19 protein-coding genes, 1 tRNA gene, 1 pseudogene and 1 other annotated feature are annotated in these 25,300 nt (G+C 39.4%); of the genes and pseudogenes, 14 read left to right on the top strand and 7 right to left on the bottom strand.

Going from position 1 to position 25,300, the window contains the following annotated elements; translation table 11 throughout:
• Nucleotides 1–190: 190 nt before the first annotated feature.
• From rseP to ACWODM_RS01515, 3 genes are all read left to right on the top strand, one after another.
• On the top strand, nucleotides 191–1,456 hold the full coding sequence (rseP, locus tag ACWODM_RS01525) for an RIP metalloprotease RseP (RefSeq protein WP_455319591.1): 1,266 nt from the start codon (nucleotides 191–193) through the stop codon (nucleotides 1,454–1,456).
• 43 nt (nucleotides 1,457–1,499) lie between these two features.
• On the top strand, nucleotides 1,500–3,206 hold the full coding sequence (locus ACWODM_RS01520; RefSeq protein ID WP_455319590.1) for a proline--tRNA ligase: 1,707 nt from the start codon (nucleotides 1,500–1,502) through the stop codon (nucleotides 3,204–3,206).
• Between the two features lie 108 nt (nucleotides 3,207–3,314).
• Nucleotides 3,315–7,652, top strand: a complete 4,338-nt coding sequence (locus ACWODM_RS01515) for a PolC-type DNA polymerase III (protein WP_455319589.1) — start codon at nucleotides 3,315–3,317, stop codon at nucleotides 7,650–7,652.
• 57 nt (nucleotides 7,653–7,709) lie between these two features.
• Here the strand turns inward: ACWODM_RS01515 and ACWODM_RS01510 are convergent, their stop codons facing one another.
• Nucleotides 7,710–9,290, bottom strand: coding sequence for an ATP-binding cassette domain-containing protein (locus ACWODM_RS01510; protein WP_455319588.1), 1,581 nt, complete (start codon nucleotides 9,288–9,290; stop codon nucleotides 7,710–7,712).
• A gap of 85 nt (nucleotides 9,291–9,375) precedes the next feature.
• Here ACWODM_RS01510 and ACWODM_RS01505 point away from each other — a divergent pair, with 85 nt between their 5' ends.
• Nucleotides 9,376–10,221 (top strand): Rgg family transcriptional regulator, encoded by an 846-nt coding sequence (locus ACWODM_RS01505; protein WP_455319587.1) that lies wholly within the window; start codon nucleotides 9,376–9,378, stop codon nucleotides 10,219–10,221.
• Nucleotides 10,222–10,250: 29 nt separating this feature from the next.
• Here ACWODM_RS01505 and rlmD read toward each other — a convergent pair whose 3' ends face one another.
• Nucleotides 10,251–11,630 carry a 23S rRNA (uracil(1939)-C(5))-methyltransferase RlmD gene (rlmD, locus tag ACWODM_RS01500; protein ID WP_455319586.1) on the bottom strand — a complete coding sequence of 460 codons (1,380 nt, stop codon included), beginning with the start codon at nucleotides 11,628–11,630 and terminating at the stop codon, nucleotides 10,251–10,253.
• A 102-nt stretch (nucleotides 11,631–11,732) separates the two neighbouring features.
• Here rlmD and recX point away from each other — a divergent pair, with 102 nt between their 5' ends.
• The 3 genes from recX to ntdP all read left to right on the top strand — a co-directional run bounded on the left by recX (nucleotide 11,733) and on the right by ntdP (nucleotide 14,294).
• The gene (recX, locus tag ACWODM_RS01495) at nucleotides 11,733–12,515 is read left to right on the top strand and encodes a recombination regulator RecX (protein WP_455319585.1); all 783 of its coding nucleotides are present in this window, start codon (nucleotides 11,733–11,735) and stop codon (nucleotides 12,513–12,515) included.
• Entirely contained in the window at nucleotides 12,505–13,668 is a 1,164-nt protein-coding gene (gene mutY / locus ACWODM_RS01490) for an A/G-specific adenine glycosylase (RefSeq protein ID WP_455319584.1), read from the top strand. The genes recX and mutY overlap by 11 nt, the downstream gene beginning before the upstream one ends.
• Nucleotides 13,669–13,760: 92 nt before the next feature.
• Nucleotides 13,761–14,294: a nucleoside tri-diphosphate phosphatase gene (ntdP, locus tag ACWODM_RS01485; protein WP_455319583.1), complete on the top strand. Its 534-nt coding sequence runs from the start codon at nucleotides 13,761–13,763 to the stop codon at nucleotides 14,292–14,294.
• Nucleotides 14,295–14,402: 108 nt separating this feature from the next.
• Here the strand turns inward: ntdP and ACWODM_RS01480 are convergent, their stop codons facing one another.
• The 5 genes from ACWODM_RS01480 to ACWODM_RS01460 form a co-directional block, all read right to left on the bottom strand.
• On the bottom strand, nucleotides 14,403–15,683 hold the full coding sequence (locus tag ACWODM_RS01480; RefSeq protein ID WP_455319582.1) for a DNA/RNA non-specific endonuclease: 1,281 nt from the start codon (nucleotides 15,681–15,683) through the stop codon (nucleotides 14,403–14,405).
• Between the two features lie 26 nt (nucleotides 15,684–15,709).
• Nucleotides 15,710–16,495 (bottom strand): hypothetical protein, encoded by a 786-nt coding sequence (locus tag ACWODM_RS01475; protein WP_455319581.1) that lies wholly within the window; start codon nucleotides 16,493–16,495, stop codon nucleotides 15,710–15,712.
• Between the two features lie 301 nt (nucleotides 16,496–16,796).
• Nucleotides 16,797–16,883, bottom strand: a tRNA-Ser gene (locus ACWODM_RS01470).
• A gap of 540 nt (nucleotides 16,884–17,423) precedes the next feature.
• A complete protein-coding gene (locus tag ACWODM_RS01465; protein ID WP_455319580.1) occupies nucleotides 17,424–18,623 on the bottom strand; it encodes an MFS transporter in 1,200 nt (399 codons plus the stop codon).
• A 45-nt stretch (nucleotides 18,624–18,668) separates the two neighbouring features.
• Nucleotides 18,669–18,900 (bottom strand) — a binding site (T-box leader).
• A gap of 68 nt (nucleotides 18,901–18,968) precedes the next feature.
• A complete protein-coding gene (locus ACWODM_RS01460; RefSeq protein WP_455319710.1) occupies nucleotides 18,969–19,409 on the bottom strand; it encodes a GNAT family N-acetyltransferase in 441 nt (146 codons plus the stop codon).
• A gap of 111 nt (nucleotides 19,410–19,520) precedes the next feature.
• On the opposite strand from ACWODM_RS01460, the gene ACWODM_RS01455 reads away from it, so the two are divergent.
• The 7 genes and pseudogenes from ACWODM_RS01455 to ACWODM_RS01425 all read left to right on the top strand — a co-directional run bounded on the left by ACWODM_RS01455 (nucleotide 19,521) and on the right by ACWODM_RS01425 (nucleotide 25,252).
• The gene (locus ACWODM_RS01455) at nucleotides 19,521–20,651 is read left to right on the top strand and encodes an AI-2E family transporter (RefSeq protein WP_455319579.1); all 1,131 of its coding nucleotides are present in this window, start codon (nucleotides 19,521–19,523) and stop codon (nucleotides 20,649–20,651) included.
• A 122-nt stretch (nucleotides 20,652–20,773) separates the two neighbouring features.
• Nucleotides 20,774–22,147: a hemolysin family protein gene (locus tag ACWODM_RS01450; protein WP_455319578.1), complete on the top strand. Its 1,374-nt coding sequence runs from the start codon at nucleotides 20,774–20,776 to the stop codon at nucleotides 22,145–22,147.
• Nucleotides 22,148–22,344: 197 nt separating this feature from the next.
• Complete coding sequence (locus tag ACWODM_RS01445; RefSeq protein ID WP_455319577.1) at nucleotides 22,345–22,824, top strand: YbaK/EbsC family protein; 480 nt, start codon at nucleotides 22,345–22,347, stop codon at nucleotides 22,822–22,824.
• Nucleotides 22,825–23,278: pseudogene (locus tag ACWODM_RS01440) on the top strand (MarR family winged helix-turn-helix transcriptional regulator). It abuts the gene before it with no gap.
• A gap of 14 nt (nucleotides 23,279–23,292) precedes the next feature.
• A complete protein-coding gene (locus ACWODM_RS01435; RefSeq protein WP_455319576.1) occupies nucleotides 23,293–23,907 on the top strand; it encodes a hypothetical protein in 615 nt (204 codons plus the stop codon).
• Nucleotides 23,908–23,911: 4 nt separating this feature from the next.
• Nucleotides 23,912–24,298, top strand: a complete 387-nt coding sequence (locus ACWODM_RS01430) for a hypothetical protein (protein ID WP_455319709.1) — start codon at nucleotides 23,912–23,914, stop codon at nucleotides 24,296–24,298.
• Nucleotides 24,299–24,310: 12 nt separating this feature from the next.
• Nucleotides 24,311–25,252 (top strand): threonine ammonia-lyase, encoded by a 942-nt coding sequence (locus tag ACWODM_RS01425; protein ID WP_455319575.1) that lies wholly within the window; start codon nucleotides 24,311–24,313, stop codon nucleotides 25,250–25,252.
• The last annotated feature ends 48 nt before the right edge of the window (nucleotides 25,253–25,300 follow it).

Raw genomic sequence — 25,300 nt, 5'->3', positions numbered from 1 at the left:
AATCTGATTTGTTGATTTTTTAAATAAAAATAACAGAAAAAGTAGCAAGAAGTGGTGTGGATAGACGTACTTTAAGTTAAGTTCTTGTTACAAAGTGGGGGATTAATTGTGAATCCTTCCAGATATGATAAAATAATGGAGTATTTGTCTTGCTTTAGAGCAAGGAATTAGGAAAGAGAGGAATCAACAGATGCAGACTGTTTTAGTATTTTTGATTGTCTTCTCGGTGGTTGTCGTTATTCATGAGTTTGGACATTTTTATTTTGCCAAGCGTGCCGGCATCCTAGTCCGAGAATTTGCAATTGGAATGGGTCCCAAAATATACAATCATCAAGGAAAAGATGGAACGACCTACACAATTCGTGCGCTGCCGATGGGCGGTTATGTACGGATGGCTGGTTATGAAGAAGAAGACGAGATCCAGGCAGGAATGCAGATTGGCTTGTTGGTAGATGAATCAGGGAAAGTCGTTAAAATCAATACAAGTAAAAAAGTTCAGCTAGCCAACGCTATCCCATTGGAAGTCTCCAAGTATGATCTAGTAGATGAGCTGACAATCAGTGGTTTTATCAATGGAGATGAAAGTGAAGTCGTCACCTATCCGGTTGATCATGATGCGTTTATCATTGAAGAAGATGGTACAGAAGTCCGGATTGCTCCAAGAGATGTTCAGTTTCAGTCAGCTAAACTATGGCAAAGGATGTTGACCAACTTTGCAGGACCGATGAATAATTTTATTTTGACGATTCTTTTGTTTATGGTCATTGTCTTTTTACGAGGTGGTGTCGTTGATAACAATTCAACGGTCATCGGCGAAGTGATGGAGGATGGTGTTGCTGTCTCAGCCGGATTAGAAACAGGAGATAAGATCCTGACGATCAATCAAGTAGAGGTAGACAACTGGCCCGAAATCAGACAGACTATCCAGGAGAACCCTGACACAGAGCTACAGGTTGAGATCAGTCGTGACGATCAACAGCAGACGATCGCAGTCACACCTAGTGTCGTGGAAATTGAAGGAGAAGAAGTAGGACAGCTCGGAATCATGCCACCGATGAAGAATGGTTTTTTTGATGTCATCAAGGGTGGTTTCACTGAAAGTATCAACTTATTGATGGGAACGCTCAATGCGTTGCGTTCTCTTGTGACAGATTTTAGTCTTAATCAGCTGGGTGGTCCAGTAGCTATTTTCCAAATGTCATCAGAGGCTGCGAGACAAGGACCAATGACCGTCTTATTACTGACAGCAATGATTTCAATGAGTATCGGGATTTTTAACTTAATACCAATTCCAGGACTGGATGGGGGTAAGTTGCTTTTGAATATTGTTGAAGGTATTCGGGGAAAGCCTCTAAGTCAGGAAAAAGAAGGAATCATCACATTGGTGGGGTTTGGTTTGTTGATGTTGTTGATGATACTTGTTACTTGGAACGATATTCAACGATTTTTCTTTTAAATAAGAAAAAGCTGTTGAAGAGGGTAGAGTAAAGGAGAAAAAAATGAAACAGTCGAAACTGCTGATTCCTACATTACGTGAAATACCAGCCGAAGCAGAAGCGATCAGTCATCAGCTTTTGATACGTGCCGGATTTATTCGCCAAGCTGCCAATGGAATCTATATCTATTTGCCTTTGGCTCATCGAGTGATTGAAAAAATGAAGGGAATTATTCGGGAAGAATTTAAAAAAATCAATGCGGCCGAATTAAGTATGCCGACATTAATACCAAAAGAATTGCTAGAAGCATCAGGACGATATGAGCGATGTGGGGACTCTCTCTATCGACTGCAGGACCGCAATCAAAAAGAATATTTATTGAGCTCGTCTCACGAGGAGCTGTTTACAGAACTGATTCGTAGTGAGATATCCTCTTATAAGCGGTTACCTTTGAATCTTTATCAAATTCAAAGAAAGTATCAAGATGAGAAGAAAGCACGTTTCGGTTTGCTTCGTAGTCGGGAATCGATCAGTTGTGACAGCTATTCTTTTCATGCAACAGAGGAAAGTTTGGATCTGCAGTACCGTCAGTATGAACAAACATATCGAGAGATTTTTAAACGCTGTGAACTAGACTGCAAAAGTGTTCTAGGTAGCAGTAGAGCCATCGGAAGCACAGACTCCAAAGAATTTATTGCGATGTCTGAAATTGGTGAGCATACAATCTGTGTGTCGAATGAAAGTGATTATGCTGCAAACCGAGACATGGCTACAAGTTTGTATACTTCAAAAAAATCACATGCTAGTTATTTAGAATTGGAAAAAGTGGCGACACCCAATCAGCGGACAATCCAAGAGGTTGCTCATTTTCTAGATGTTCTTCCTCAGAGAATCATCAAGTCACTTTTTTATATGGCGGATGAACAACCAATTTTAGTATTGCTAAGAGGGGATCATGAAGTCAATTTAGTCAAAGTACGAAGCCTCTTGCAGACCGTGGTACTGCGTGAAGGAACAGAAGAGGAAGCGCAAATCTTTTTTGGTGCATCATTTGGTTCGATTGGTCCAGTCGGAATTAGTGATAAGATCAAAGTATATGCGGATCTCTATGTTCAGGATCTAGTCAATGTTGTCAGCGGAGCGAACGAGACAGATTTTCATTGGATCAATGTCAATCCGAATCGTGATTTCAAGCCCGAATTGTATGCTGATTTTCGCTTGGTTCAAGAAGGAGATCTATCTCCTGATGGAAAAGGAGAGATAGTCTTTAAAAAAGGAATCGAGATTGGCCATATCTTAAAGCTGGGCAGTTATTACAGTGAAAAACTGGGAGCAACAGTTTCCGATGAGAACGACCAACAATTCCCTGTTTTGATGGGAAGCTATGAAATCAGTATTAGCCGACTATTGGCAGCAATCGTAGAACAGCACAGTGACGATTCTGGAATTTCTTGGCCGAAGGAGATTGCACCCTTTGATCTGCATTTACTACAGATGGATATGCAAGATGAGTATCAAAGCCAATTGACGGAAGAAATTCGACAGACGATGACTAAATCTGGTTACGAAGTTCTAGTGGATGATCGAAAGGAACGTGCTGGAATAAAATTTGTAGAAGCGGATCTGATCGGCTGTCCTATTCGGATCACCGTTGGAAAAAAAGCAGTTGAGGGAATTGTTGAAATAAAAATCAAGAAAACGGATGCGATGCTGGAAGTTCGTAAAGAAGAACTTGTATCAACACTACACATCCTGTTACACGAAGAATAAATCGAGGTCTGGGGCAGTCAAAAATATTGAGTGTCCTGGACTTCTTTAATGAAAACCCAAGAAAAAAAGAGTATACTAGAAGATACGAAATAAAAGGGAGGGGCAGACTTGTCACAAGAAAGAGAAAAGTTTGAAATTTTGCTGGATCAGATGAATTTAGATGCAGAGCTTCAAAAACATCCACTGATTCAAACTGGAAAAATGACTGAAGTCGTCGTCCATAGACAGTCAAAATGTTGGACATTTACTTTAGGCTTTGAAAAAATCCTACCCGTAATGCTTTATCAAGCCTTTTATCAACATTTGGTACTAGCTTTCAAAGATATTGCTGAGGTCCAACTCAAGATCGTTGCAGAAGATACTTCATTTGATGAAAAAATGCTTCAGGAATACTGGATGTTAGCAATTGGCAATCAGAACTGTGATACACCTTTGGTAAAGCAAGTGTTGAAGGAGCAATTTCCGAAACTACAGGAAAAAAAATACATCTTGCCAGTTACCAATGAGGCAGTTGTTTCGATTCTACAACAGCAGTACTTACCTTTGATTGAGAAAAATTATCAGGCCTTTGGTTTTTCTCGTATCCGTATCCAACCAATGCTAGACAAACAGCGAGCGGAAGAAGATTTGAAGAGCCTGGCACAGCATCAACAGGAACAACAGGAAGCCTTCATGCAGCAAGCTGCTGAAAGTATCGCTTCCAATGGACAACGTAGAAAAGAGAAGAAACAAGCAGCGCCTGCGTTGGATGGTCCGATCATGCTGGGACGAAACATTCCGTCAGATGAGCTGATCACACCGATGGGGAATATTCTAGAAGAAGAACGCAGAGTCACTGTTCAGGGATATATTTTTGATAAAGAAGTTAGAGAGTTGCGTTCGAAACGTAAGCTACTGATTTTAAAGATTACTGATTATACCTCTTCTTTTATTGTCAAGAAATTTTCATCCAACGAAAAAGACGAGCAGATTTTCGATGCAATCTCTAAAGGCAGTTGGATGAAAGCTCGCGGAAGTATTCAAGAAGATACCTTCATGCGTGATTTAGTGATGAATGCTCAGGATTTGATCGAAGTGAAGCATGATTCTCGAAAAGATTATGCTGCGGAGAATGAGAAGCGAGTTGAGCTACATTTACACTCGAATATGAGCACGATGGATGCCACCAATAATGTGGCTGATTTGGTGGCTCAAGCCGGAAAATGGGGACATAAAGCCATCGCAATCACCGATCATGGCGGAGCGCAAGCTTTCCCTGATGCCCATCAGGCCGGACAAAAAGCGGGTGTCAAAATTATTTACGGTGTGGAAGCCAATGTTGTTGATGACGGAGTAGAGGTGGCTTATAATGCACAACCCGTTCCGTTGACTGATGCGACTTATGTCGTTTTTGACGTGGAGACTACAGGATTGTCGGCTGTTTATGATACGATCATTGAATTGGCAGCAGTAAAGATGCACAAGGGAAATGTCGAAGCATCATTTGATGAGTTCATCGATCCGGGCCATCCATTATCTAGCACAACCGTCAATTTAACAGGGATCACAGACGAGATGGTTCGTGGATCCAAATCAGAAGAAGAAGTGCTACGTTTGTTCCGTGAATTTTCAGAAGGTGCGATCTTAGTAGCCCACAATGCTTCCTTTGATATGGGCTTCTTAAATATGAGTTACAAAAAATACGGGATTCCAGAAGCTGACAATCCTGTAATTGATACTTTGGAATTGGCGCGATATCTATATCCGCAGTATAAACGATTTGGTTTAGGGGTTCTTTCTAAAAAATTCGGTGTTTCTTTGGAACAACATCACCGGGCGATCTTTGATGCGGAGGCAACCGGTCACTTGGCTTGGATATTTGTCAAAGAAGCAATCGAAAAACATGAAATGTATCTGCACGAAGACTTGAACCGACATGTAGGTGGAGCGAATTCGATCAAAGCCGCACGACCGTTTCATGCAACGATTCTCGTAAAGACCCAGACAGGTTTGAAGAATCTCTTCAAACTGATCTCAATGTCCAATATCACCTATTTTCATGACAAGGCACCACGGATTCCCCGTTCAGAATTAGCAAAATTACGTGAGGGGTTACTGGTTGGAACGGCTTGTGACAAAGGGGAAGTTTTTGTAGCCATGATGCAAAAAGGGTACGAAGCGGCCAAAGAGCGAGCTGAATTTTATGACTACATCGAAGTCATGCCTAAACCGGTTTATGCGCCATTACTAGAACAAGAGCTAGTGAAAAGCGAGCGGGATCTAGAAGAGATCATTCGAAAGCTAGTCCAAATGGGCGAAGAGCTCGGCAAACCAGTTGTAGCCACCGGAAATGTCCATTATCTGAATGAAGAAGACGCGATCTATCGGAAAATCTTAGTCAATTCAATGGGGGGAGCCAATCCGTTGAACCGTCACACCTTGCCGAAGGTTCACTTTAGAACGACCGATGAAATGTTGACAGAGTTCCAATTTTTAGGTAGTGACGAAGCAAAACAAATTGTTGTTACTAATCCTAACGAGCTTGCAGAGTCTTGTGAGACGGTTATTCCCGTCAAAGATGATTTGTACACACCTAAAATTCCTGGATCGGAACAAGAGATCACGGATTTAAGTTACGATCGGGCCAAAGAACTTTATGGCGATCCATTGCCGGATATCGTTGAAAAACGATTGAAAAAAGAATTGAATTCGATCATCGGAAATGGTTTTTCAGTGATCTATCTAATTTCTCAAAAACTGGTTCACAAAAGTAACGAGGACGGTTATCTAGTAGGTTCTCGGGGATCAGTCGGCTCAAGTTTTGTTGCTACGATGACAGGGATCACGGAAGTCAATCCATTGGCTCCGCATTATCATTGCCCTGAATGTAAATATTCCGAGTTTTATGAAGATGGTTCCTATGGTTCAGGCTTTGATATGCCTGAGAAAGCTTGTCCGAAATGTGGCACCCGCCTGAAAAAAGATGGCCATGATATTCCCTTTGAGACCTTCCTAGGTTTCCATGGAGACAAGGTACCCGATATTGATTTGAACTTCTCCGGAGAATATCAGCCGGAAGCCCATAATTATACGAAAGTTCTGTTCGGGGAGGATTATGTTTTCCGTGCAGGGACGATCGGTACCGTAGCCGACAAAACTGCTTTTGGTTTTGTAAAAGGCTATGAGCGTGATAACAATTTACATTTCCGCAGCGCTGAGATCGATCGTTTGGCGAAAGGAGCAACTGGAGTCAAACGAACGACTGGTCAGCATCCGGGGGGGATCATTGTTATTCCTGATTATATGGATGTCTATGATTTCACGCCAATCCAATTTCCCGCCGATGATTTGGATGCGGAATGGCGGACGACCCACTTTGATTTCCATTCGATCCATGACAATATCTTAAAACTAGATATTCTGGGACATGATGATCCGACAGTGATTCGGATGCTGCAGGATCTTTCGGGGATCGATCCTAAAACGATTCCGACAGATGATCCAGAAGTGATGAGGATTTTTGAAGGAACCGATGTGCTCGAAGTTACACCGGAACAGATTTATTCTAAAACCGGAACGTTGGGTATCCCGGAATTTGGGACTCGTTTTGTTCGAGGAATGCTGGATCAGACTCATCCATCAACCTTTGCGGAACTGCTACAGATCTCTGGTTTGTCACATGGGACAGACGTTTGGTTAGGGAATGCGGAAGAACTGATTCGACAAGGCACTGCCGATTTGGCTCATGTAATTGGTTGTCGTGATGATATCATGGTGTACCTGATGCATGCTGGACTGGACGATGGCTTAGCCTTTAAGATCATGGAAAGTGTTCGTAAAGGGAAGGGGATTCCTGATGATTGGCAGGAAGAAATGAAAAAACAAGATGTTCCTAACTGGTATATCGATTCTTGCTTGAAGATCAAATACATGTTCCCGAAAGCCCATGCTGCGGCCTACGTGCTAATGGCCTTACGTGTTGCCTATTTCAAAGTTTATTTCCCAATTCTGTATTACTGTGCCTATTTCTCTGTTCGTGCCGATGATTTTGATTTAGTTGCGATGGCTAAAGGAAAAGAAGCTGTCAAAGAACGTATGAAAGAAATCACAGACAAGGGAATGGATGCTTCGACCAAAGAGAAAAATCTGCTGACGGTTTTGGAGCTTTGCAATGAGATGATTGAGCGAGGCTTTGAATTCGGCATGATCGATTTGTATAAATCGGATGCAGAAAACTTCGTGATTGATGGCAATAAGCTGATTGCCCCATTCCGAGCCGTTCCAAGTTTAGGTTTGAACGTGGCGAAGCAAATCGTTGAGGCCCGTAAGGATGGTCCTTTCTTATCAAAAGAGGACTTGGCGAATCGTGGGAAAGTCTCTAAAACACTGATCGAGTATATGACCGATAATGGTGTATTAAAAGATTTACCGGACGAGAATCAGTTGTCCTTGTTTGATATGTTGTAATCAATTAAAAAATGCGACAGGCTGTTTTTTGGGCAGCTTGTCGTATTTTTTTCAGGATTAGATTGATTGGATTTCAGTAATATCAATGATTCCGTCAAATTTAGATCGTAGTTTTTCAGACAGATGATGGGTGGTCATGAGGATCGTCGTATTGGGCAGATCCAATAAGTTTCTTTCAATCTCTTGAGCCATCTCTTGGTCCAAACTCGAAGTCCCTTCATCGATACATAGCATTTCTTTTTGAGAGAGAAGAGTTCGTGCAAGCGCTAGACGTTGTCGTTGGCCACCCGACAAATTCTTGCCATTTTCTTGAATGGTTTCATCAATGTTTTGAATAAAATCTAGTTGAAAGTCCTGTAGAAGAGACTCGGTATAAGAGTAGCAGTTCCAAAGGGTTAAATTGTTTTTGACCGTAGTATTGAATAGATGGACAGTCTGGTCAACATATTGGATTCTTTCCGTTAATTGCTCTTTTGAAAACTGACGAAGCTCTTGATCGTCAATATAGATATTTCCTGTATAATCAGTGATTTGTCCATTCAAAATTTTTAACAGTGTACTCTTGCCTGAGCCGCTTTTACCTGTCAAAGCATATTTGTTATCTTTTTTGATCACCAATGACAAATGATTGAAAATTTTCTTTCCATTGACTTGGTAAGAAACATCTTCAAAACGAATTGAATTATTGAATTCGAGTGAAGGTAAGGGAGTAGTTTCATCATTCGATGGATAAAATGCAGCAAACAGATCTTTGGTAGATTGTAGTTGGAGAGACTGTGTACTGATTTGTGAGAAACCGTTAAAGATTGCACCTGCCAAGTTTCCAGTAGAAGCAATAGCTCCAAATTCTACGACAGCAAAAATCGCTAAAATACTCGTCAGTGCATTAACAAGTAGCTGACCGAAAATATTGACAAGTGTAATCAAGCTAGTTGTTTTTGCTGTTGTTTTAGCAAAGTGGATTTTCCTCGCTGCTAAATCTTTTTGTGTATTTTTGAGTAATTCTTTCAATTTTTTTGATTGATTCAAATAATAGAAAACATTGTAGCCTTCTAAATAATCTTTGGTTTGTTCGGTGTAGCGTGCATTTTCTTCAGATAGAAGATTGGTTGCAACTTGCATTTTTTGTCGAAATAGTTTGGGAACTTGAGAAAGAACGATCAGTAGCACTCCAACAAGTAGAACCAAAGAGAAATCATAGATAGCCAAGGCAATCGCTGAAAAAAAGATGTTTGCCCCATTGCTTAGAATACTAAACAAATTGGCAAAGCCTAATTTTTCGATTGTCTGAATATCATTATTTAGCTTAGAGAGATAATGTCCGGTACTTTTAGCATGAAAATGCTGATAATCGAGCAATGTCAGTTGATTGATGAAATCATCACGCATTTGATTGCTTATTTTTTGAATCAATTTTTCCTGATAAATCTGCTGATAATTGTTGGATAGGATCATCGCTATCCATAAACAGACCTCTAATACAAGAAATCCTAAAAATGTTTGTAAGTCTTTTGCAATGATTGCATTCGTAGAAAAAGTGAGTAAAATTGCTGTGGAGACATGCAACAGAACGGTTACTATGATCCAAAGACTGTTAAAAGATACTTGGCGTAAATTTTTTTGTAAATAGTTTTTCATGAAAATTCCTCCTTGATTCCAAGTATGGCATAGGATAGGATGAAATTATAAATATCTCGATATCGGGAACTTGGAGGAAGAATTTATGTACGGTAAAGTTTTTAAAAAGTTCCGAAAGGATAAGGGATTTACGATTCAGGAAGTTGCGGACGACTATGTTTCAAGGACAGCGATCTCACGCTTTGAAAGAGATGAAGCAGAGTTGTCCTTCTCGAAGGTCTTGCATATATTAGAACAAATCGGTGTCTCACTAGTCGAGTTCAATCTGTCATTAGAGATAGGCCCATCGAATGATCAAGGTCGAATTGCGCGTATGATGGTTGAGAAGAACTTGGCTGGATTGGAAGAAGAGATACAGAAACGAGTGGAAGTGCAGCAGCATTCTAGCAACAAGCAGCGACAACTTGTGTTGATCATGTTAAAGCATCAGTACAATGAATTGTCACAGACAGATAAATTTCCGTTAGACATAGTGCAAGTATCACTACTGACCGATTACTTGTTTGCTTGCGAAAATTGGGCTTACTTTGAATTGGTTCTTTTTGGGAATACGATTGCTTTGTACGAAACGAAAACAGTGCTACTTTTTTCAGAAGAGCTGATCAAAAGAACAGTCTACTTTCAACAGGAACGTACTTATTTTGAAACCTTTTTAAATATCCTGCAGAATGCCGCATTTTTTCTATTAGAAAAAAGAGCGTTTGATCAGGTAGAAAAAATGTTGACCTTTTTCGAAAGCTGTCAATTAGATGACACGTTTTTATTTGAAAAGTTATATTTTCTTTATCTTCAAGGTTTGTTTGAAGTCATGAGAGGAAATGCGGAGGGGGAGATGAAAATTCAGGAAGTCCTCTCTGTTTTAGAAATTCTGGATGCACCATTTGTCGAAGCCAATCTGCGGGAATATGCTCAAATGATGATAAAAAAGTAGGAGTCTCACAATGAGTCTCCTACTTTTTATTACCCAATCCTAGTCAATTTGGCAACAACTTCACAGCGGGCTGTTTGAGGAAACATATCCACTGACTGAAGGTATTCAACATGAAAAACATTGGTCAATTTTTTTAAATCCTTTGCTAGTGTAGAGACATTACAGGAAACGTAAACCAGTTTTTTTGGTGTATGCTTTAATAAAGCCTGCAACAGTTTATCATCCAAACCAGTTCTTGGAGGATCCACAACGATACTGTCAGGTGCAAAACCTTGATTCAGCCATTTAGGTAGGAGCTCCTCAGCAGTCCCAGTTTCGTAGTGGGTATTGCTATAACCCATCCGTTCGGCATTGCGTTTGGCATCATCGATTGCTTGTGGAATAATATCTATTCCGCGAACTTCTTTGGCTTTGTCAGCCACACTCAAACCAATTGTTCCTACACCACAATAAGCATCTACGACGGTCTCGTTTTCTGTAATATCCATTGCTTTGACAGCTTCTTGATACAAAATGCTGGTTTGCTTGGGATTCAATTGGAAAAAGGCTCTAGCTGACAGATCAAAGATCAAGCCGTTCAGATGTTCCTCGATGGCTTCTTTACCCCATAGATGTAGGGTATCATCGCCCATAATCAGCGATGTTTTTTTACTTTGCACGTTTTGCATGATCGATACGACTTGCGGTAAGCGCTGATTGATTTCACGGAGCAGGGCATTTTTTTGCGGTAGCTTTGGTGAATTCGTGATAAAAACCAACTGGACTTCACCTGTCTCGATACCGACACGAACCATCAATGTGCGAAGAATACCGGAATTTTTACGTTCATCATAAATAGGAATCTGATATTTATTGACTAGTTGCATGACCGTATTGATCACTTTTTGTGTCGTTTCTTCTTGGACCAAACAGTCGTCGATTGCCACTAAGCGATGAGAATCGGGTTCGTAAAGCCCAGCTTCAGCTCGTTTTTGTTTGGCATTATAGCGCAGTTGAAACTGGGCTTTGTTGCGATAATGCCAAGGATCGTCCATTCCGATCGTATCACGCAACTCATAATCCTGATAATTTTTTGGCTTGAATTTGGTTAATGCTTGAGACAATAAATCCTTTTTAAAATCCAGTTGCTTTTCATAAGTGAGATGCTGTAGCTGGCATCCTCCGCAACGATCGTAAAATTTACAAGGGGGTTGAATCCGATGTTTGCTTTTTTTATTGATCTTTATCAAAGCAGCTTCAGCGAAAGTTGGGGTCGCCTTGGTCACTTTTACTTGAACATCTTCTCCAGGCAGGGCTCTGGGAACAAAGACGATCAACCGTCGATAATAACCGATTCCTTCGCCATTGATACCCAACCGTTTGATTTTTAAATTTAATGTTTGTCCAGTGTTTACTCGTGTGGTTGACATAAGTACTCCTTTGCTTGCTTAATCTTTTCTATTTTAACACAACTTCAACCAACTTGCGTGAAAAGTATGTTAAAATAGAATGTACGTTCGTGAGGTGAGAAGATGATAAAAGTGACCAAAGTGGTAAAAAATAAAGGCAATTTTTATCAGGTAAGTTTTGATAATAGGGAGACAGTGCGCGTCTCAGAAGATTTACTGGTTCGTTTTCGTCTTTTAAAAGACTCTGAACTAGATCCAGAGACTTTGGTGGAAATTAAAAAAAGTGCTGGCTACGATATTGGTTTACAGTTGGCGATGAATTATATCAGTTACCAACTACGCACAGAACAAGAAATGTATCGCTATTTAAAGGATAAAGAAATTTCAATAGAGGATGCACGCCGAATCATTCAGCGATTGAAAGAACTGCAATTGGTGGATGATCTGAACTATGGTAGAAGTTATATTCGAACACAGCTACGTTTGAGCGATAAAGGTCCGCAGACATTGATGCAACAACTGCGTAAAAAAGGCTTGAAAGATCCGGTGATCCAAGAAGTGATCCAGTTGTATACGCCTGAAGATCAGTTGGAGATTGCGACAAGGACAGCCAAAAAAAGCTTAAAAACGATTCGCGGAAAAAGCCATAAGGAAACGCTGCAAAAACTGCGTCTGAAACTCATGCAAAAAGGTTTTTCCAGCGACATCATCTCATTGGCAATGAATGAGCTACCTCAAGAGAAGAACGAAGAGCTTGAATGGGAAGCTTTAGTAAAAGAAGGCACCAAGCTAGCAAGAAAACATCGTAAGGACCACTATAAATTAAAACAAAAGTTGTATCAAAAAGGCTTCGATCTTGATTTGATCCAACGATTTATTGATGAGGAAGTAATGAATGAAGAATGAAACTTGGCAAGGCTGGACTGAAGCAGAAATTGCTTCTTTTCAGGGGATATTTTTAAATTGGTACCATCAGGAAAAACGGAATCTCCCTTGGCGGGCAAATACAAATCCATATAATATTTGGATCTCGGAGATTATGCTGCAGCAAACGAGAGTCGATACGGTCATTGCGTATTTTTATCGTTTTATGGAAGAATTTCCAACGATCAAAGACTTGGCAGAGGCCGATGAACAAAAACTTTTAAAAGTCTGGGAAGGACTGGGTTACTATTCCCGTGCTCGAAATTTAAAAGTTGCTGCCCAGCAGATCATGGAGGATTTTGATGGGGAGTTCCCAGAAACACCAGATGAAATTAGTACATTAAAAGGGATTGGTCCGTATACGACAGGAGCAATCAGCAGTATTTCGTTTGGCTTACCAGAACCAGCGATCGATGGCAATATTCAGCGAGTGGTCAGTCGTTTGTTTGAGATCGATGCCGATATTACCAAAGCAAGTAGTCGGAAGATTTTCGATGCAGCCACACGGACGATTCTTTCCCCTGAACAGCCAGGAGAAATGAATCAAGCCTTTATGGATCTGGGCTCCAGTATCTGTACACCGACTTCTCCAAAATGTGAGCTGTGCCCGATCCAGAATTTTTGTCTGGCTTACAAAAATGATCGACAAACAGAGTTTCCCGTGAAATCGAAGAAAATCAAACCGAAAGATGTTTACTATCTCGCTGGGGCGATTGAAAATTCAAAAGAAGAATTTTTACTGATGCAACGTCCTGAAACGGGATTACTGGCTAAAATGTGGCAGTTTCCTTTACAAGAAATCTCTAAAGAAGAATACGAAGAGTTTCAAAAAACATGGCAAAAAGAAGACAATGATCAGCTGACACTCGATCTGGTTGCAGAAGATTTGTCACCACGAATTTTTGATGAGTGGCCAGTTGTTTGGCAGAAAAGACATTTTGGTGAGATTCGCCATGTGTTCAGTCATTTAAGATGGCATGTACTGCTTTTTTATGGCAGAGCGACTAAAAATTTTACGGTGGAAAACAGTCGTTGGGCAACTCAAGAGCAGTTTGAGCATTTTGTTTTTCCTAAACCGCAGCAAAAATTAGTGGAACAGTTCAATAAAAATCAGAAAGTTGATAAACATTTCTAGGCAAGGGCGTGTTTTATTGCTATAATGTTTACGATGTCGGTGTAATGAACACCCAAACAAATGCGAAAAGGTTCGCTGAGGGAAGGGTTGCTATGCGAGTTCCAAAAGAAGGCGAGTTTGTCAGCATTCAAAGCTACAAACATGACGGCAATTTGCATCGTACGTGGCGAGATACTATGGTATTGAAAACTAGCGAACACTCCATGATTGGTGTCAATGATCATACATTGGTCACAGAATCAGATGGGAGACGCTGGGTAACCCGGGAACCAGCTATTGTGTATTTTCATAAAAAATACTGGTTCAATGTAATAGCAATGATTCGAGAAAAGGGGGTTTCCTATTATTGTAACCTGGCTTCACCATTTTTAATGGATGAAGAAGCACTGAAATATATTGATTATGACTTGGATATCAAAGTATTTCCGGATGGTGAAAAACGTCTGTTGGATGTTGATGAGTACGAGTTACACAGTAAAATCATGCACTATCCACAAGATATTGATTTTATCCTAAAGGAAAATGTCAAAATTTTAGTTGACTGGATCAATAATGGAAAAGGACCATTCTCTGAGGGTTATGTCGATATATGGTATAACCGCTACAAGCAATTGTCGCAAAAGTAATATTGAAAAAAGAGTTGAAAGCTTCTAAATTGAAGCTTTCAACTCTTTTTGTATTCTACTTGATAAATATGATCAAAACATTGAATAGATCTTTGCCTTAAAGTATAGTCATCGCTTAGGTGCTCGATATCCAGCATTTTCTGCTTCACTAACTGTTTTAAACCATTGAGCCACATTTGTTGTTCGACTGTAATAAGTACTGCCAGGAACATGATAAATCCCACTATTAGAACCCTTGATCGTTCCTTGTCCATTTGCATCGACGTATTGAGTTTCTTGATGCTGGTTTGCTTGTTGTTCTTGAGCAGCTTCTTCTTCAGCAATGCGTTGTTGTTCAGCTTTTTCGGCTGCTATACGCTCTTGTTCCACCTTTTCGGCTTCAATTCTTTCATATTCTGCTTTTTCAGCAGCTTTTCTATCTTCTTCAGCTTTCTTAGCAGCAGCAATTTCTTCATCTGTTTCGCTAGAGCCATCTGAGTAGTTCAAGTTAGCCCCATTTTGTACATTAAAAATATAGACATTAAAGCTGATTTCATCATCATTGATTGACTGTGCCATCAAATGGACACCGCGTGCCAAAAGTTCATCCTCTCTAAAAATAGGTGTCACTGAGTAACGAACGTAATTGTCTTCGCTTTGTTCTAGATAATATTTAACATCCATTTCATGTCGAAGCATTTCTGGATTGTTTAATTGGGTTGTTCCGGTTATCAGATTCTTCCAGTTATCGTTCTCGCCAGAAAGTGCAAATCCAATTAGATGAGATCGATTATAAAGATATCCATTACCGATTTTTTTATTATCCCAACCTGTTGGTTCGACATTTGAAATATTGCCACGCTTTTCGGTTGGCATTAAATCTTGATTAAGTATGGCTTCTGCTGATGTTGCTCTATTTAGTGTATCTAAGTCGCCATATTTTTCCCAGCTACCATTATCCAAGGATAAGTCTAAAGAGGAGAAATGAGGGGAATTATCGTTTATTTCAATTGTTTGAGTTTCTTCATATTCAAGCTTAGAAAGCTCTAAACGTAGTTCATTTAATTCTTGAGTATTTTTTTCCTGCTCTGCAAGAGCAATTTCCTGTTCTTCTTTTGCTCTAGCTTCCTCTGCTTTTCTTCTAGCGACTTCTGCCTGCTCACTTGTATCAGTGGTAGATTCGGCAGCTATTTCTATAGCTTCTGTCTTGATATCTTGTTCAGATGGGGGAGCGGTTATCCCAATGCCAACAAAAGAGACGATTAGAGCTGCGGCAGAGGAAAGAATGATTCGCTTATTATCACCTTTCCTGTGATTCTTTTTACTCATCTTGTTTGCGATCGATCGGACCGAGCCATAACCAATTCCGCCAATACTTACTAAAAATAATAGCACAAATAAAATATCCATGATTACCTTCCTTTAAAAGCCTCTTTTTACTGACTGATTTCAAAATAATTGATTTTGATTTCTTGCTTAGCAACTTCCTTGTCTGTCATGAATTCGAATCTGAATTTTTGGCTATTTTTCCAGTTGTCAGCAAAAATATATTGATTATCAACAACAACTTCATCTGAATCAATAATATTTATAGTTGCATCGAAAGTACTAATGTCAAATCCGGCATTATTTTCTACAATAGCCACATAGTTTTTATAATCATCATCGTATTCTGTTGGCTCATACTCAAAGACTACATTTTGAAATAGAGCTTCTAATGCTTCTTTGTTATCTGCGACTTGCTGCACTTCTTTTCCATGAGCTCTCATTTCGGCGATGGTAGAGGCATGTTTTTCAGAAAATGACAGATCATAGTTTTCAGTGAAATCTAAGATAGTTTGTGTACGTTTTGCGTAATAAGAATCCCAATTTTCATAGAAGGAGTCGGCACCAAAAGTATCCAACAGATCCAAACCTTCGTTCAATTGATTAATATAAGAAATCGCTTTCTCTTGGAGCTTAGAATCTTCAAATTGTCGATTTTTAAAATCCTCTAGTATATTTTTTTCGATAGTTATTGCTTCTGTTAAACTTTCTTTTTCTCCCAGCTCTACATTAGAGTCGATAAACTCCCATCGATTTTCAAGCCCCGTAGAAAAAGCTTCTAAAAATTCCCCGTCTGCGTAAGTAGGACCTGTTGATTCGCTAGTGTTTGAAGTACCGCATGAACCAAGCGTGAAGATTCCACTGATTAATAATATGATTCCCAACATTTTTTTCATTTCATCACTCCTGTTTTAATATTTATAAATCAAAGCTGTTCGTTGCTAGAATTATTCTTTTAATCTAATGTATCAACTTACTTTTTATTGATAAAATGAATGTTCTATACAAAAAGAACAACGTGTTACAAAAAGTATAGCAATCTAGGTAAATCAAGTCTAGATGATATTCCTATAGATTTGCTTCACTTCTATGAAAAAACTAAAAAAACAAGCTCCTTTTAGCACATACTGATACCAAAATGAGCTTGTTTTAAATTGTGAGCTATAGCTACCTACTCAAGGACATAGCTATTTTGTAAGGAGAGTACGGGATTTGAACCCGTGCACCACTTAATGCGGCTCGCTGGATTTCGAGTCCAGTGCATTACCACTCTGCCAACTCTCCGTGTAAAATCTGTTATTATTATAGCAGACTCGAGTGATTATTCAAGAGAACCATATGGTATTTGAGTTTTGTATAGGTTTTCACTTTTTATTTCTGTTCCAAGTAAATGTCCTCTGAATCGTTGAAAAATAAACAGAATCTAGAAGTATTTAGTTTCGCATTTTCAAAAAAAATTATCTTTGATTGTCTTTTAGTATGATTCCATAGTATAGTATAAGTGAAAAGAGCAGAGGGTTCTTTTCAGAAAATATTCTTAGTTAATTCAAAGGATGTGACAGTTATGGAAAACGTAAACCGAAGTAACTTGTACAAAAGGAAAATTACTAAGATTTTGATGAGTATTGGAATAGTCAAGAAACCACCAGATCATTGGATCAAGATCTCCAGTCACCGAGATAATCGGAGAAAGGTAGAGTGATCCAGCATCTTGTAGCTATGCGTAAATAGTAGAAAATCCTTGTTAGGTGAAAAAATCGATTATTGAACGTTTAAGGAGCAGCACATCCGTTAGATAAGATGTGCTGCTCTTTTTGTATGCACTTAGATTTTTGCCACCTGCAGTTTCTTAGAATAAAAGATGATCAGAAAAACGATCACGATCATCAATAGTTCTGTCGAAATCAAAACGAGTCGAATATTAAAGATACTTGCCAGCCCGCTGACTGTAGCAACGATGCTCATCTCAATGAGTGCATTCAAACTGTTGAAGGCAGTCGTCAGCTGTCCAACCTTTTCTGTTGGGAAGACCCATTGGATAAACGTACGAAAACCAGTTTGAATAAAGGCCAAAGCAAAAGATATCGTGAAAAAGCCGATCGCAGCAGGAATCAAATGAAACGACGTACTAAGTGTCAAATAGCCCAATACATATACGATACTGCCAAAGCTGATCAGTTGATGGATATTCAAGCGTTCAACGAATAGATTGTTGATCAATGATCCTATCAGGAAGCCAACTCCAGAAATACTGACCATCATCCCGTATTGACTATCATCCATCGCGAGAACATTTTTTGAGAAAGCAGCTTCGACAGAATCCAATCCTGCTGCAAATAAAGACAAAGAGGAGACCAGCAGATAAAAAAATACGATTTTTCTATTTTTTAAATAATAGCTTTTTAAATAAGTGAAAGCTTGTTGATTGGTCTTGAAAAAAGAAGATTGCCGAGGGGCTTTCTTCAAATTGTATTCTGGTAATGTAAAAATAAGCAATGCCGAAAGAAATAAAACAAGGGCATTGACGAAGAAGGTCAAGAGGGGGGGTCCTTGTGTCAAAAGCAAGCCAGCAATGGCAGGACCAAGCAAAAAACCACCAGAGTTGACCAAGCTGTTCCAGGAATTGAATCGTTTGAGTTTGTTTTTGGAAATTGCTAAAACGGTGTACCCTAGACTTAGCGGTTCATAGATCGAACTGCAGATTTGAATACAGAAAACAACGAGATAGATATACCACAGATCTTGATTGAACAATAAAGAACCGACTAGAAGTCCTCTCAGAATGCTGAGCAACATCATCCATGTTCTTTTTGCTAAACGGTCGACAGACGAGCTGAAGGCGATGTTGGTCAAGATACCCGCCACGGGACGAATGATATAGAGCAGACCCACAGACCAAGCAGTTCCCCCATTGTTCAAGATTATTAAATTCAATCCAATAAAATAGATCCATTCACCGATGTTAGCCAGTCCCACACTCGTCAGTAAGACGGCAGCAATCTTGTTTTCATTTCTTTTAGCCATGATTTTTCCTCCTTTAAAATAAAAAAAGCCCCTAAGAATCAAATTCTTAGGAGCGATAATTAACCGCGGTACCATCCTTGTCAAAGTGTACAACTTTTCTTTTCGGTATCATATAATACCTAGCCCTTTAACGGGGGCATACGTCTGCATATCAACCAAAGGATCCATGCAGCAGCTAAAAAGATTTGTTTCATGTTTTCTTGTGTACCTGTTCTCAGCAAACACAGGCTCTCTGCAACACGTAAAGACACTACTTTTCTTTTTCAAATGCGTTTATTGATAATTTCCGTTATTCTAGCAAATGCTATTCCAAATTGCAAGCTGTAAAATAGTTTTAAAATAAAGTTATTCGTTGATTCGTTTATACATGTTCATATGGGGCATCCCAGCATCTAAAAATTCGTCACCGTCTTTTTGGTAATTCAAACTTTCGTAAAAAGGCAATGCAGTCAATTGAGCCCCAAGAACTAGCGTTTCAAATCCTTGCTCTTTCGCAAATTGTTCAGCAGCTTCCATGAGGACTCTTCCTAGACCTTGCTGGCGAAATTCCTTTAGAACAGCCATGCGTTGAACTTTTATTTTTTTCTTATTGACTGGAAGTAGGCGAAGTGTCGCCATCGGCTGATCGGTCTCTTCGTACAAAACAAAATGAATAGTACGTGCTTCATTTTCATCGATTTCAAGATTCTCAGGAACTTTCTGTTCTTTGACAAAAACGGTTTGTCTGATTTTTAATGCATCTAAATAGACGTTACTCATCGTATCTTTTGTATGTGCTGTAAACAACATTTATCACCTCGTTAACAGTATAGCGGTTTTCTTAAATATTGAATAGTTTGAAAGAGGATTTTTTTCTTTAAATAGCATATAATGAATGCTAACAAAGGAGGAGAATCTATGTTTGAACGAGTCAAACAATCAAAATTGTTCTTTTGGTCATTAGAATTTTTGGTTGTTGCTACATTGATTTTGGTTTTAACGAAGATCGGTTTTCTGTTCCAGCCGATCGCGACATTTTTTACAACATTGTTTGCTCCAGTGTTGATCGCTGGCTTTTTATTTTATCTTTTAAATCCGATTGTAGAATTGATGACCAAAAGATTAAAAATGAAACGTATTTTTGCTATTATGGCTGTCTTTTTACTATTGGTCATTGCATTAGTATTGATCGTCAGCAGTATCATACCTAATTTGATTCTTCAATTGACACAACTGGCAGAAAACATCCCTGCATTTGTGACAGAAGTGGAAGCCTGGTTTGATCGAGTATCAACTAGCGATTTTTTTAATAATCTGTTTGAACAAGTCAATGTGACGGAACAACTGGAAAAGATGAATCTTTCGTATGGTTCGATCTTACAGCGTTTTCTTAGTGGACTATCCAGTAGCTTGGGTTCGATCGTAGGTTCGATTGCTGCAGCAACAATGACGGTCGTTACTGTACCATTCATTTTGTTTTATATGCTAAAAGATGGGGACAAGATCGTTCCGAATATTGAAAAGGTCCTTCCTGAAAAGCGCAGAGACCAAGTCAAAGATTTGCTGAACCAAATGAATAAAACCTTATCCAAATATATTAGTGGTCAGGCGATCGAATGTATTTTTGTGGCGACCTTTACTTTTTTAGGTTATTTGGTTATTGGTGTGGATTATGCCTTCTTATTTGGGATGATCGCTGGTGTGACAAATCTGATCCCTTATCTAGGTCCTTATCTTGGATTGATGCCAGCTTTGTTTGTAACAGTTTTTAATGATCCATTCAAGGCCTTGCTATGTTGTGTCGTTGTTTTAGTCGTTCAACAGGTAGATGGTAATGTGATCTATCCGAATGTTATTGGAAAAAGTTTAGCTATCCACCCTTTGACGATCATTATTATTTTACTGGTTGCTGGCAATATTGCCGGTTTACTAGGTATCTTCTTGGGCGTGCCTTTTTATGCGATCTGTCGTATCTTGGTGCGGTTCGTCATAGAAATCGTTCGAGAGGATCGCATCAAACACAAGCAAAAAAAGATTTTGGAAGATTGAGCAATAGAAATACTTTTTATTGCAAAGAAAACACCTTTGTGATACCATTTTATCGTGGCGTAAGCCACGCTTTTTTTTCAAAAAAATTGAATCCATCAACATACTAAGGAGAGAATGCAACTATGAATGCTGACCCCGAGAGTCAGTCGCTATTAGCGCAACTATTGCTGTTAATCGTTTTAACTCTGGTGAATGCTTTTTTGGCAGCCTCAGAGATGTCGCTTGTTTCAATCAATAAAAACAGAGTGGAACAAAAAGCTGAAGAAGGAAATATAAAATCACAAAAACTACTAAAAATCATAGAGAACCCAACAAATTTTTTATCGACGATCCAAGTAGGGATTACCTTAGTCAATATTTTGTCAGGGGCTTCGTTAGCCAATAGCTTGTCTGCTTATCTAGCTCCACTTTTAGGTGGGGGTGCAGCAGCGAGAAGCTTAGCAAATGTTATCGTCTTAGCTATCTTGACCTTTGTCTCAATCGTTTTTGGAGAACTGTATCCTAAACGAATTGCTTTAAACAAATCAGAAGAAGTGGCTCAGTTTACTTCTGGGACGATTCGTTACGTCGGAATCATTGCCAAACCCTTTGTTTGGCTGTTGTCGGCATCTACCAATCTTTTGTCACGGCTTACCCCGATGACTTTTGATGATGAAGATAATAAGATGACTCGTGATGAAATGCGTTACATGATGGAGACAGAAGGTGTTTTTGAAGATGATGAGCTGGAAATGCTACAAGGAATCTTTTCTTTAGACACAAAGGTGGCTAGAGAAGTCATGGTGCCTCGTACGGATGCCTTTATGGTCGATATCCATGACGAAGTCAAAGAAAATTTGGAAAAGATTTTATCTGAAAACTTTTCCCGCATACCGGTTTACAATGAGGATAAAGATAAAGTAATTGGTATTCTTCATACTAAAACCTTGTTAAAGAGTGCTTATACAGTTGGCTTTGATCAATTGGATCTGCAGATGCTGATTCAGGAACCTTTGTTTGTACCTGAAACGGTCTTTATTGATGACTTACTGTATGAATTAAAGAAAACTCAAAATCAAATGGCGATCCTGCTGGATGAATATGGTGGTGTCGTTGGTTTGGTCACTTTGGAAGATCTACTCGAGGAGATCGTGGGTGAGATCGATGATGAATCAGATGAGATTGAATCGCTATATGAAAAAATCTCAGATAATGAATATATCATCCAAGGACGGATGCTAATTGATGATTTCAACGAGCTCTTCAAGACCAATCTACACATGTCAGATGTCGATACAATGGCAGGCTATTTCATCACTGCTTTGGGTACGATTCCAGATGAGGATGAGACATTGTCTTTTGACGTGGACAATATCACCTTGATTTCTGAAGAGATGGAAGGGACACGTGTCTTGAAACTCCGTGCAAAATTCCATGAAGAAGAAACGCATGTTGAACCTGAAGAAGAACGCCGATTTTTCCGCAAGGACTTTGAAGAAGATGAACCAAGACGTTAAATAGTTAATTGATTGATAAAAAAGCTGTGACCTCAGTTCTGGGGACACGGCTTTTTTTGGTCAAATTTTCCGGATGTTAGTCAAAAGTTAGAATGAATAAAATGTTGCGTTTTCAACAAATATATCTTTACTTTTTTAAAATCTGATGATACTCTTGCTTTGTATAATGTTGCATTTTCAACAAAAAGAGTAATGGCATGCTGGACTTAGCAGAAATGTTTACAGAAGAAGACATCTATTTTGAATTGTATCGTCATCGGGCGATTTATACGAATGAAGATGCACTGGTAGTGAAGGCAGAACAGGGGTTTCAAGGAACTGAGACCAAAAGTCTATTTTTAAAAGGCAAGAATGGACGTAATTATATTTTTTTGACCTTTACGACGAAACGAGCCAACTTCAAACAGTTGAGCCAGTTGGTTGGCACACGTTTGTCCGTAGTTTCCGCTGAAGAAATGGAGCAGCAAACTGTACAAAAGTCTGGTGCAGTGTCACCCTTTGGCTATGATATCGATGTACTGTTGATTATTGATGAAGAATTACTTGATCACGAAAAATTAGTTTTTGCACCTGGAAGACCAGATCGGACAATGGTAGTTTTAGTCAAAGATCTGAAGAAAATTTTAAGTACGCTGAATATGGAAACCCTACTATTTTCAGATGAGGTGAACAAGTAAATGTCTGAAATTCTGAGAGAAATCGGTAATATTTCCCGTGCTTTATCAAGTGTCAGTAATATTGAATTTAAGGACACTCAACTGAACAAAGGACAATACCTCTATTTAGCTAGAATTTATGAAAATCCCGGGATCATCAATGAGATGCTGGCAGACATGGTTAAAGTGGATCGTTCAGTTGTATCAAAAGCAGTGAAAAATTTGGAACAGACTGGCGTCGTTCGTAAAGCGGCAGATCCTGAAAATAAAAAGATCCATCGGCTGTACGTAACGGAAAAAGACACAGAGCTATATGATTATTTGGATAGGGAAGAAAAATATTCTGAACAACAAGCTTTGGATAAGTTGACAACTACTGAAAAAAAAAGAACTTTTACGTTTATTAAGAAGAGTCAGTGGGAATGTTGGGAAAGAATGGGACTTGGTTAAACGAGGAAATAAACGGATATACTAGAAAGGTGGAAGAGGATGGAAATAAAATTATTGAACGAAGCAGCTTTGAAAAAAAGTTTGAAAATGTCAGATGTTCTTTCGATTGTTGAAAATGTTTATCGACAGAAAAGTCAGAAGCAGGCAGTAGTCTGGGATACGATTTTTTATGATTTCGAACCAGGAAAAGCAGATATGGACATCAAATCAGGCTATTTGAAGTCGGAAAAGATTTTCGGACATAAAACAGTGACTTGGTTTGGTGAGAATACAAAGAAAAATCTGCCGACTTTGACGGGATTGATTTGTATATTTGATGCAACGACTGGATTTCCTATTGGGATGGTGGATGGTGCCTATATCACGGGTATGCGCACAGGCGCAGCAGGTGCGATCGGTGCCAAATATTTGGCAAATCCTGAAGCTCGGAAGGCACTGATCATTGGTGCAGGTAATCAGCTGAAATTTCAAGTAGCAGGTCTGCTGACCGCTTTACTAACACTGGAAAAAATTACCATCTATGATCGAGATCTTCACAAAGCAAAAACAGCTGTGAAAGAATTGCCAGCGACTTTGATTGAGATGGGAATATTGGATCATGAAACAAAATTGGTTCCAGCAGAAGAGCTAGCAAAAAAATGTTGCAGAGAGTGAGGTCATTATTACGATCACTCCTGCGAAAACACCGATCATCAAAAAAGACTGGATTTCTCCAGGCACGCATTTGTCTTGTTTGGGAGCAGATATGCAAGGAAAACAAGAGATCGATGCAGCTCTTTTTGCACAGGCGCAAATTTTTACCGATGATCTGCATCACAGCTCTCAAGTGGGCGAAATGGAGGCAGCATTGAAGCAAGGAATCATTACGATGGATGAAATAAATGGTGAGATAGGGGAGGTACTTCTGCGAAAAATCGCGGGAAGAGCAAGCAAAGAAAGCATCACCATTTTTGATGCGACAGGGATGGCTTTGATGGATATTGCAACGGCGAAGGTAGCGATCGACAATTCGACGAGTGATGCTACAAATACCTTTGAATTCTAAGGAGGAAAAACCATGGAAAAATTTACTTATCGTGATGTTCAAGAGGCATATGAAAGAATACGAGCTTATGTTCCTGAGACACCATTAGTGGAGTCTTTTTATCTTGGAGATGAGGATCAGCAATATTTTTTCAAAATGGAATCTTTGCAACGGACAAAAAGTTTTAAGATTCGTGGTGCTTTGAATAAAATGCTGACATTAACAGAAGTGGAAAAAGCCAAAGGAGTAGCAACCGTTTCTTCAGGGAATCATGGCAGTTCGGTGAGCTATGCGGCAACTTTACTGGAAATTGAAAAAGCGAAGATCATCGTTCCAGAGACGACGCCTAAAAGTAAAACGGACAAAATTGAATATTTTGGTGCCGAAGTTTTACGTTTAGGGAAAGACTATGATGAAGCACATACTTTAGGGATGGCGTATATCGATGCCTACTATGACGACCCCAAAATTTATATTGGTCAGGGAACGATCGCTATTGAACTTCTTGCTCAAAATCCAGAGATCGATACGATCGTTGTCCCGATTGGCGGTGGTGGACTGATCACAGGTATTGCTGTTACGGCGAAGGCGATCAATCCCGCAGTCCGTATTGTCGGCGTTCAAACGGAAGCTTGTCCTGCGATGATCAAGGCTTACGAAGAAAACGTGTGCTATGAAGAGTATCCCAGTAAGCCAACCTATTGCGATGCACTGATCGGCGGTGTTGGTAGATTAAGCTATGAAATGTTGAGAGACTACGTGGACGATCTGATCGAAGTATCAGAAGAAACGATTGCAAAGGCCGTAAGTTTTATGATCAAGGAAGAAAAATTCGTCGCAGAAGCAGGAAGCTGTACAACAATTGCAGCAGTAATGGATTTCAAAGAACGCATCGGGGGGGAAAATATCGCTTTGGTTATCTCTGTCGGTAATATCGATGGAGAAGTCATCACAGAGATCTTATCAAAGAAGTGAATCAAGACGGTCAGAAAAAATCAGTGGAGAGTCTGTATCTGTAGATGC

Source organism: Enterococcus olivae (genome assembly GCF_053760925.1).
This window is presented reverse-complemented; position numbering and strand designations above follow the sequence as displayed.

Coding starts and splice junctions, on each gene's coding strand:
- mutY (WP_455319584.1), top strand. CDS start 12,505: ATGAAGAATGAAACTTGGCAAGGCTGGACTGAAGCAGAAATTGCTTCT.
- recX (WP_455319585.1), top strand. CDS start 11,733: ATGATAAAAGTGACCAAAGTGGTAAAAAATAAAGGCAATTTTTATCAG.
- ACWODM_RS01445 (WP_455319577.1), top strand. CDS start 22,345: ATGCTGGACTTAGCAGAAATGTTTACAGAAGAAGACATCTATTTTGAA.
- ACWODM_RS01520 (WP_455319590.1), top strand. CDS start 1,500: ATGAAACAGTCGAAACTGCTGATTCCTACATTACGTGAAATACCAGCC.
- ACWODM_RS01450 (WP_455319578.1), top strand. CDS start 20,774: ATGAATGCTGACCCCGAGAGTCAGTCGCTATTAGCGCAACTATTGCTG.
- ACWODM_RS01505 (WP_455319587.1), top strand. CDS start 9,376: ATGTACGGTAAAGTTTTTAAAAAGTTCCGAAAGGATAAGGGATTTACG.
- ACWODM_RS01480 (WP_455319582.1), bottom strand. CDS start 15,683: ATGGATATTTTATTTGTGCTATTATTTTTAGTAAGTATTGGCGGAATT.
- ACWODM_RS01475 (WP_455319581.1), bottom strand. CDS start 16,495: ATGAAAAAAATGTTGGGAATCATATTATTAATCAGTGGAATCTTCACG.
- ntdP (WP_455319583.1), top strand. CDS start 13,761: ATGCGAGTTCCAAAAGAAGGCGAGTTTGTCAGCATTCAAAGCTACAAA.
- ACWODM_RS01465 (WP_455319580.1), bottom strand. CDS start 18,623: ATGGCTAAAAGAAATGAAAACAAGATTGCTGCCGTCTTACTGACGAGT.
- ACWODM_RS01435 (WP_455319576.1), top strand. CDS start 23,293: ATGGAAATAAAATTATTGAACGAAGCAGCTTTGAAAAAAAGTTTGAAA.
- rseP (WP_455319591.1), top strand. CDS start 191: ATGCAGACTGTTTTAGTATTTTTGATTGTCTTCTCGGTGGTTGTCGTT.
- rlmD (WP_455319586.1), bottom strand. CDS start 11,630: ATGTCAACCACACGAGTAAACACTGGACAAACATTAAATTTAAAAATC.
- ACWODM_RS01510 (WP_455319588.1), bottom strand. CDS start 9,290: ATGAAAAACTATTTACAAAAAAATTTACGCCAAGTATCTTTTAACAGT.
- ACWODM_RS01425 (WP_455319575.1), top strand. CDS start 24,311: ATGGAAAAATTTACTTATCGTGATGTTCAAGAGGCATATGAAAGAATA.
- ACWODM_RS01455 (WP_455319579.1), top strand. CDS start 19,521: ATGTTTGAACGAGTCAAACAATCAAAATTGTTCTTTTGGTCATTAGAA.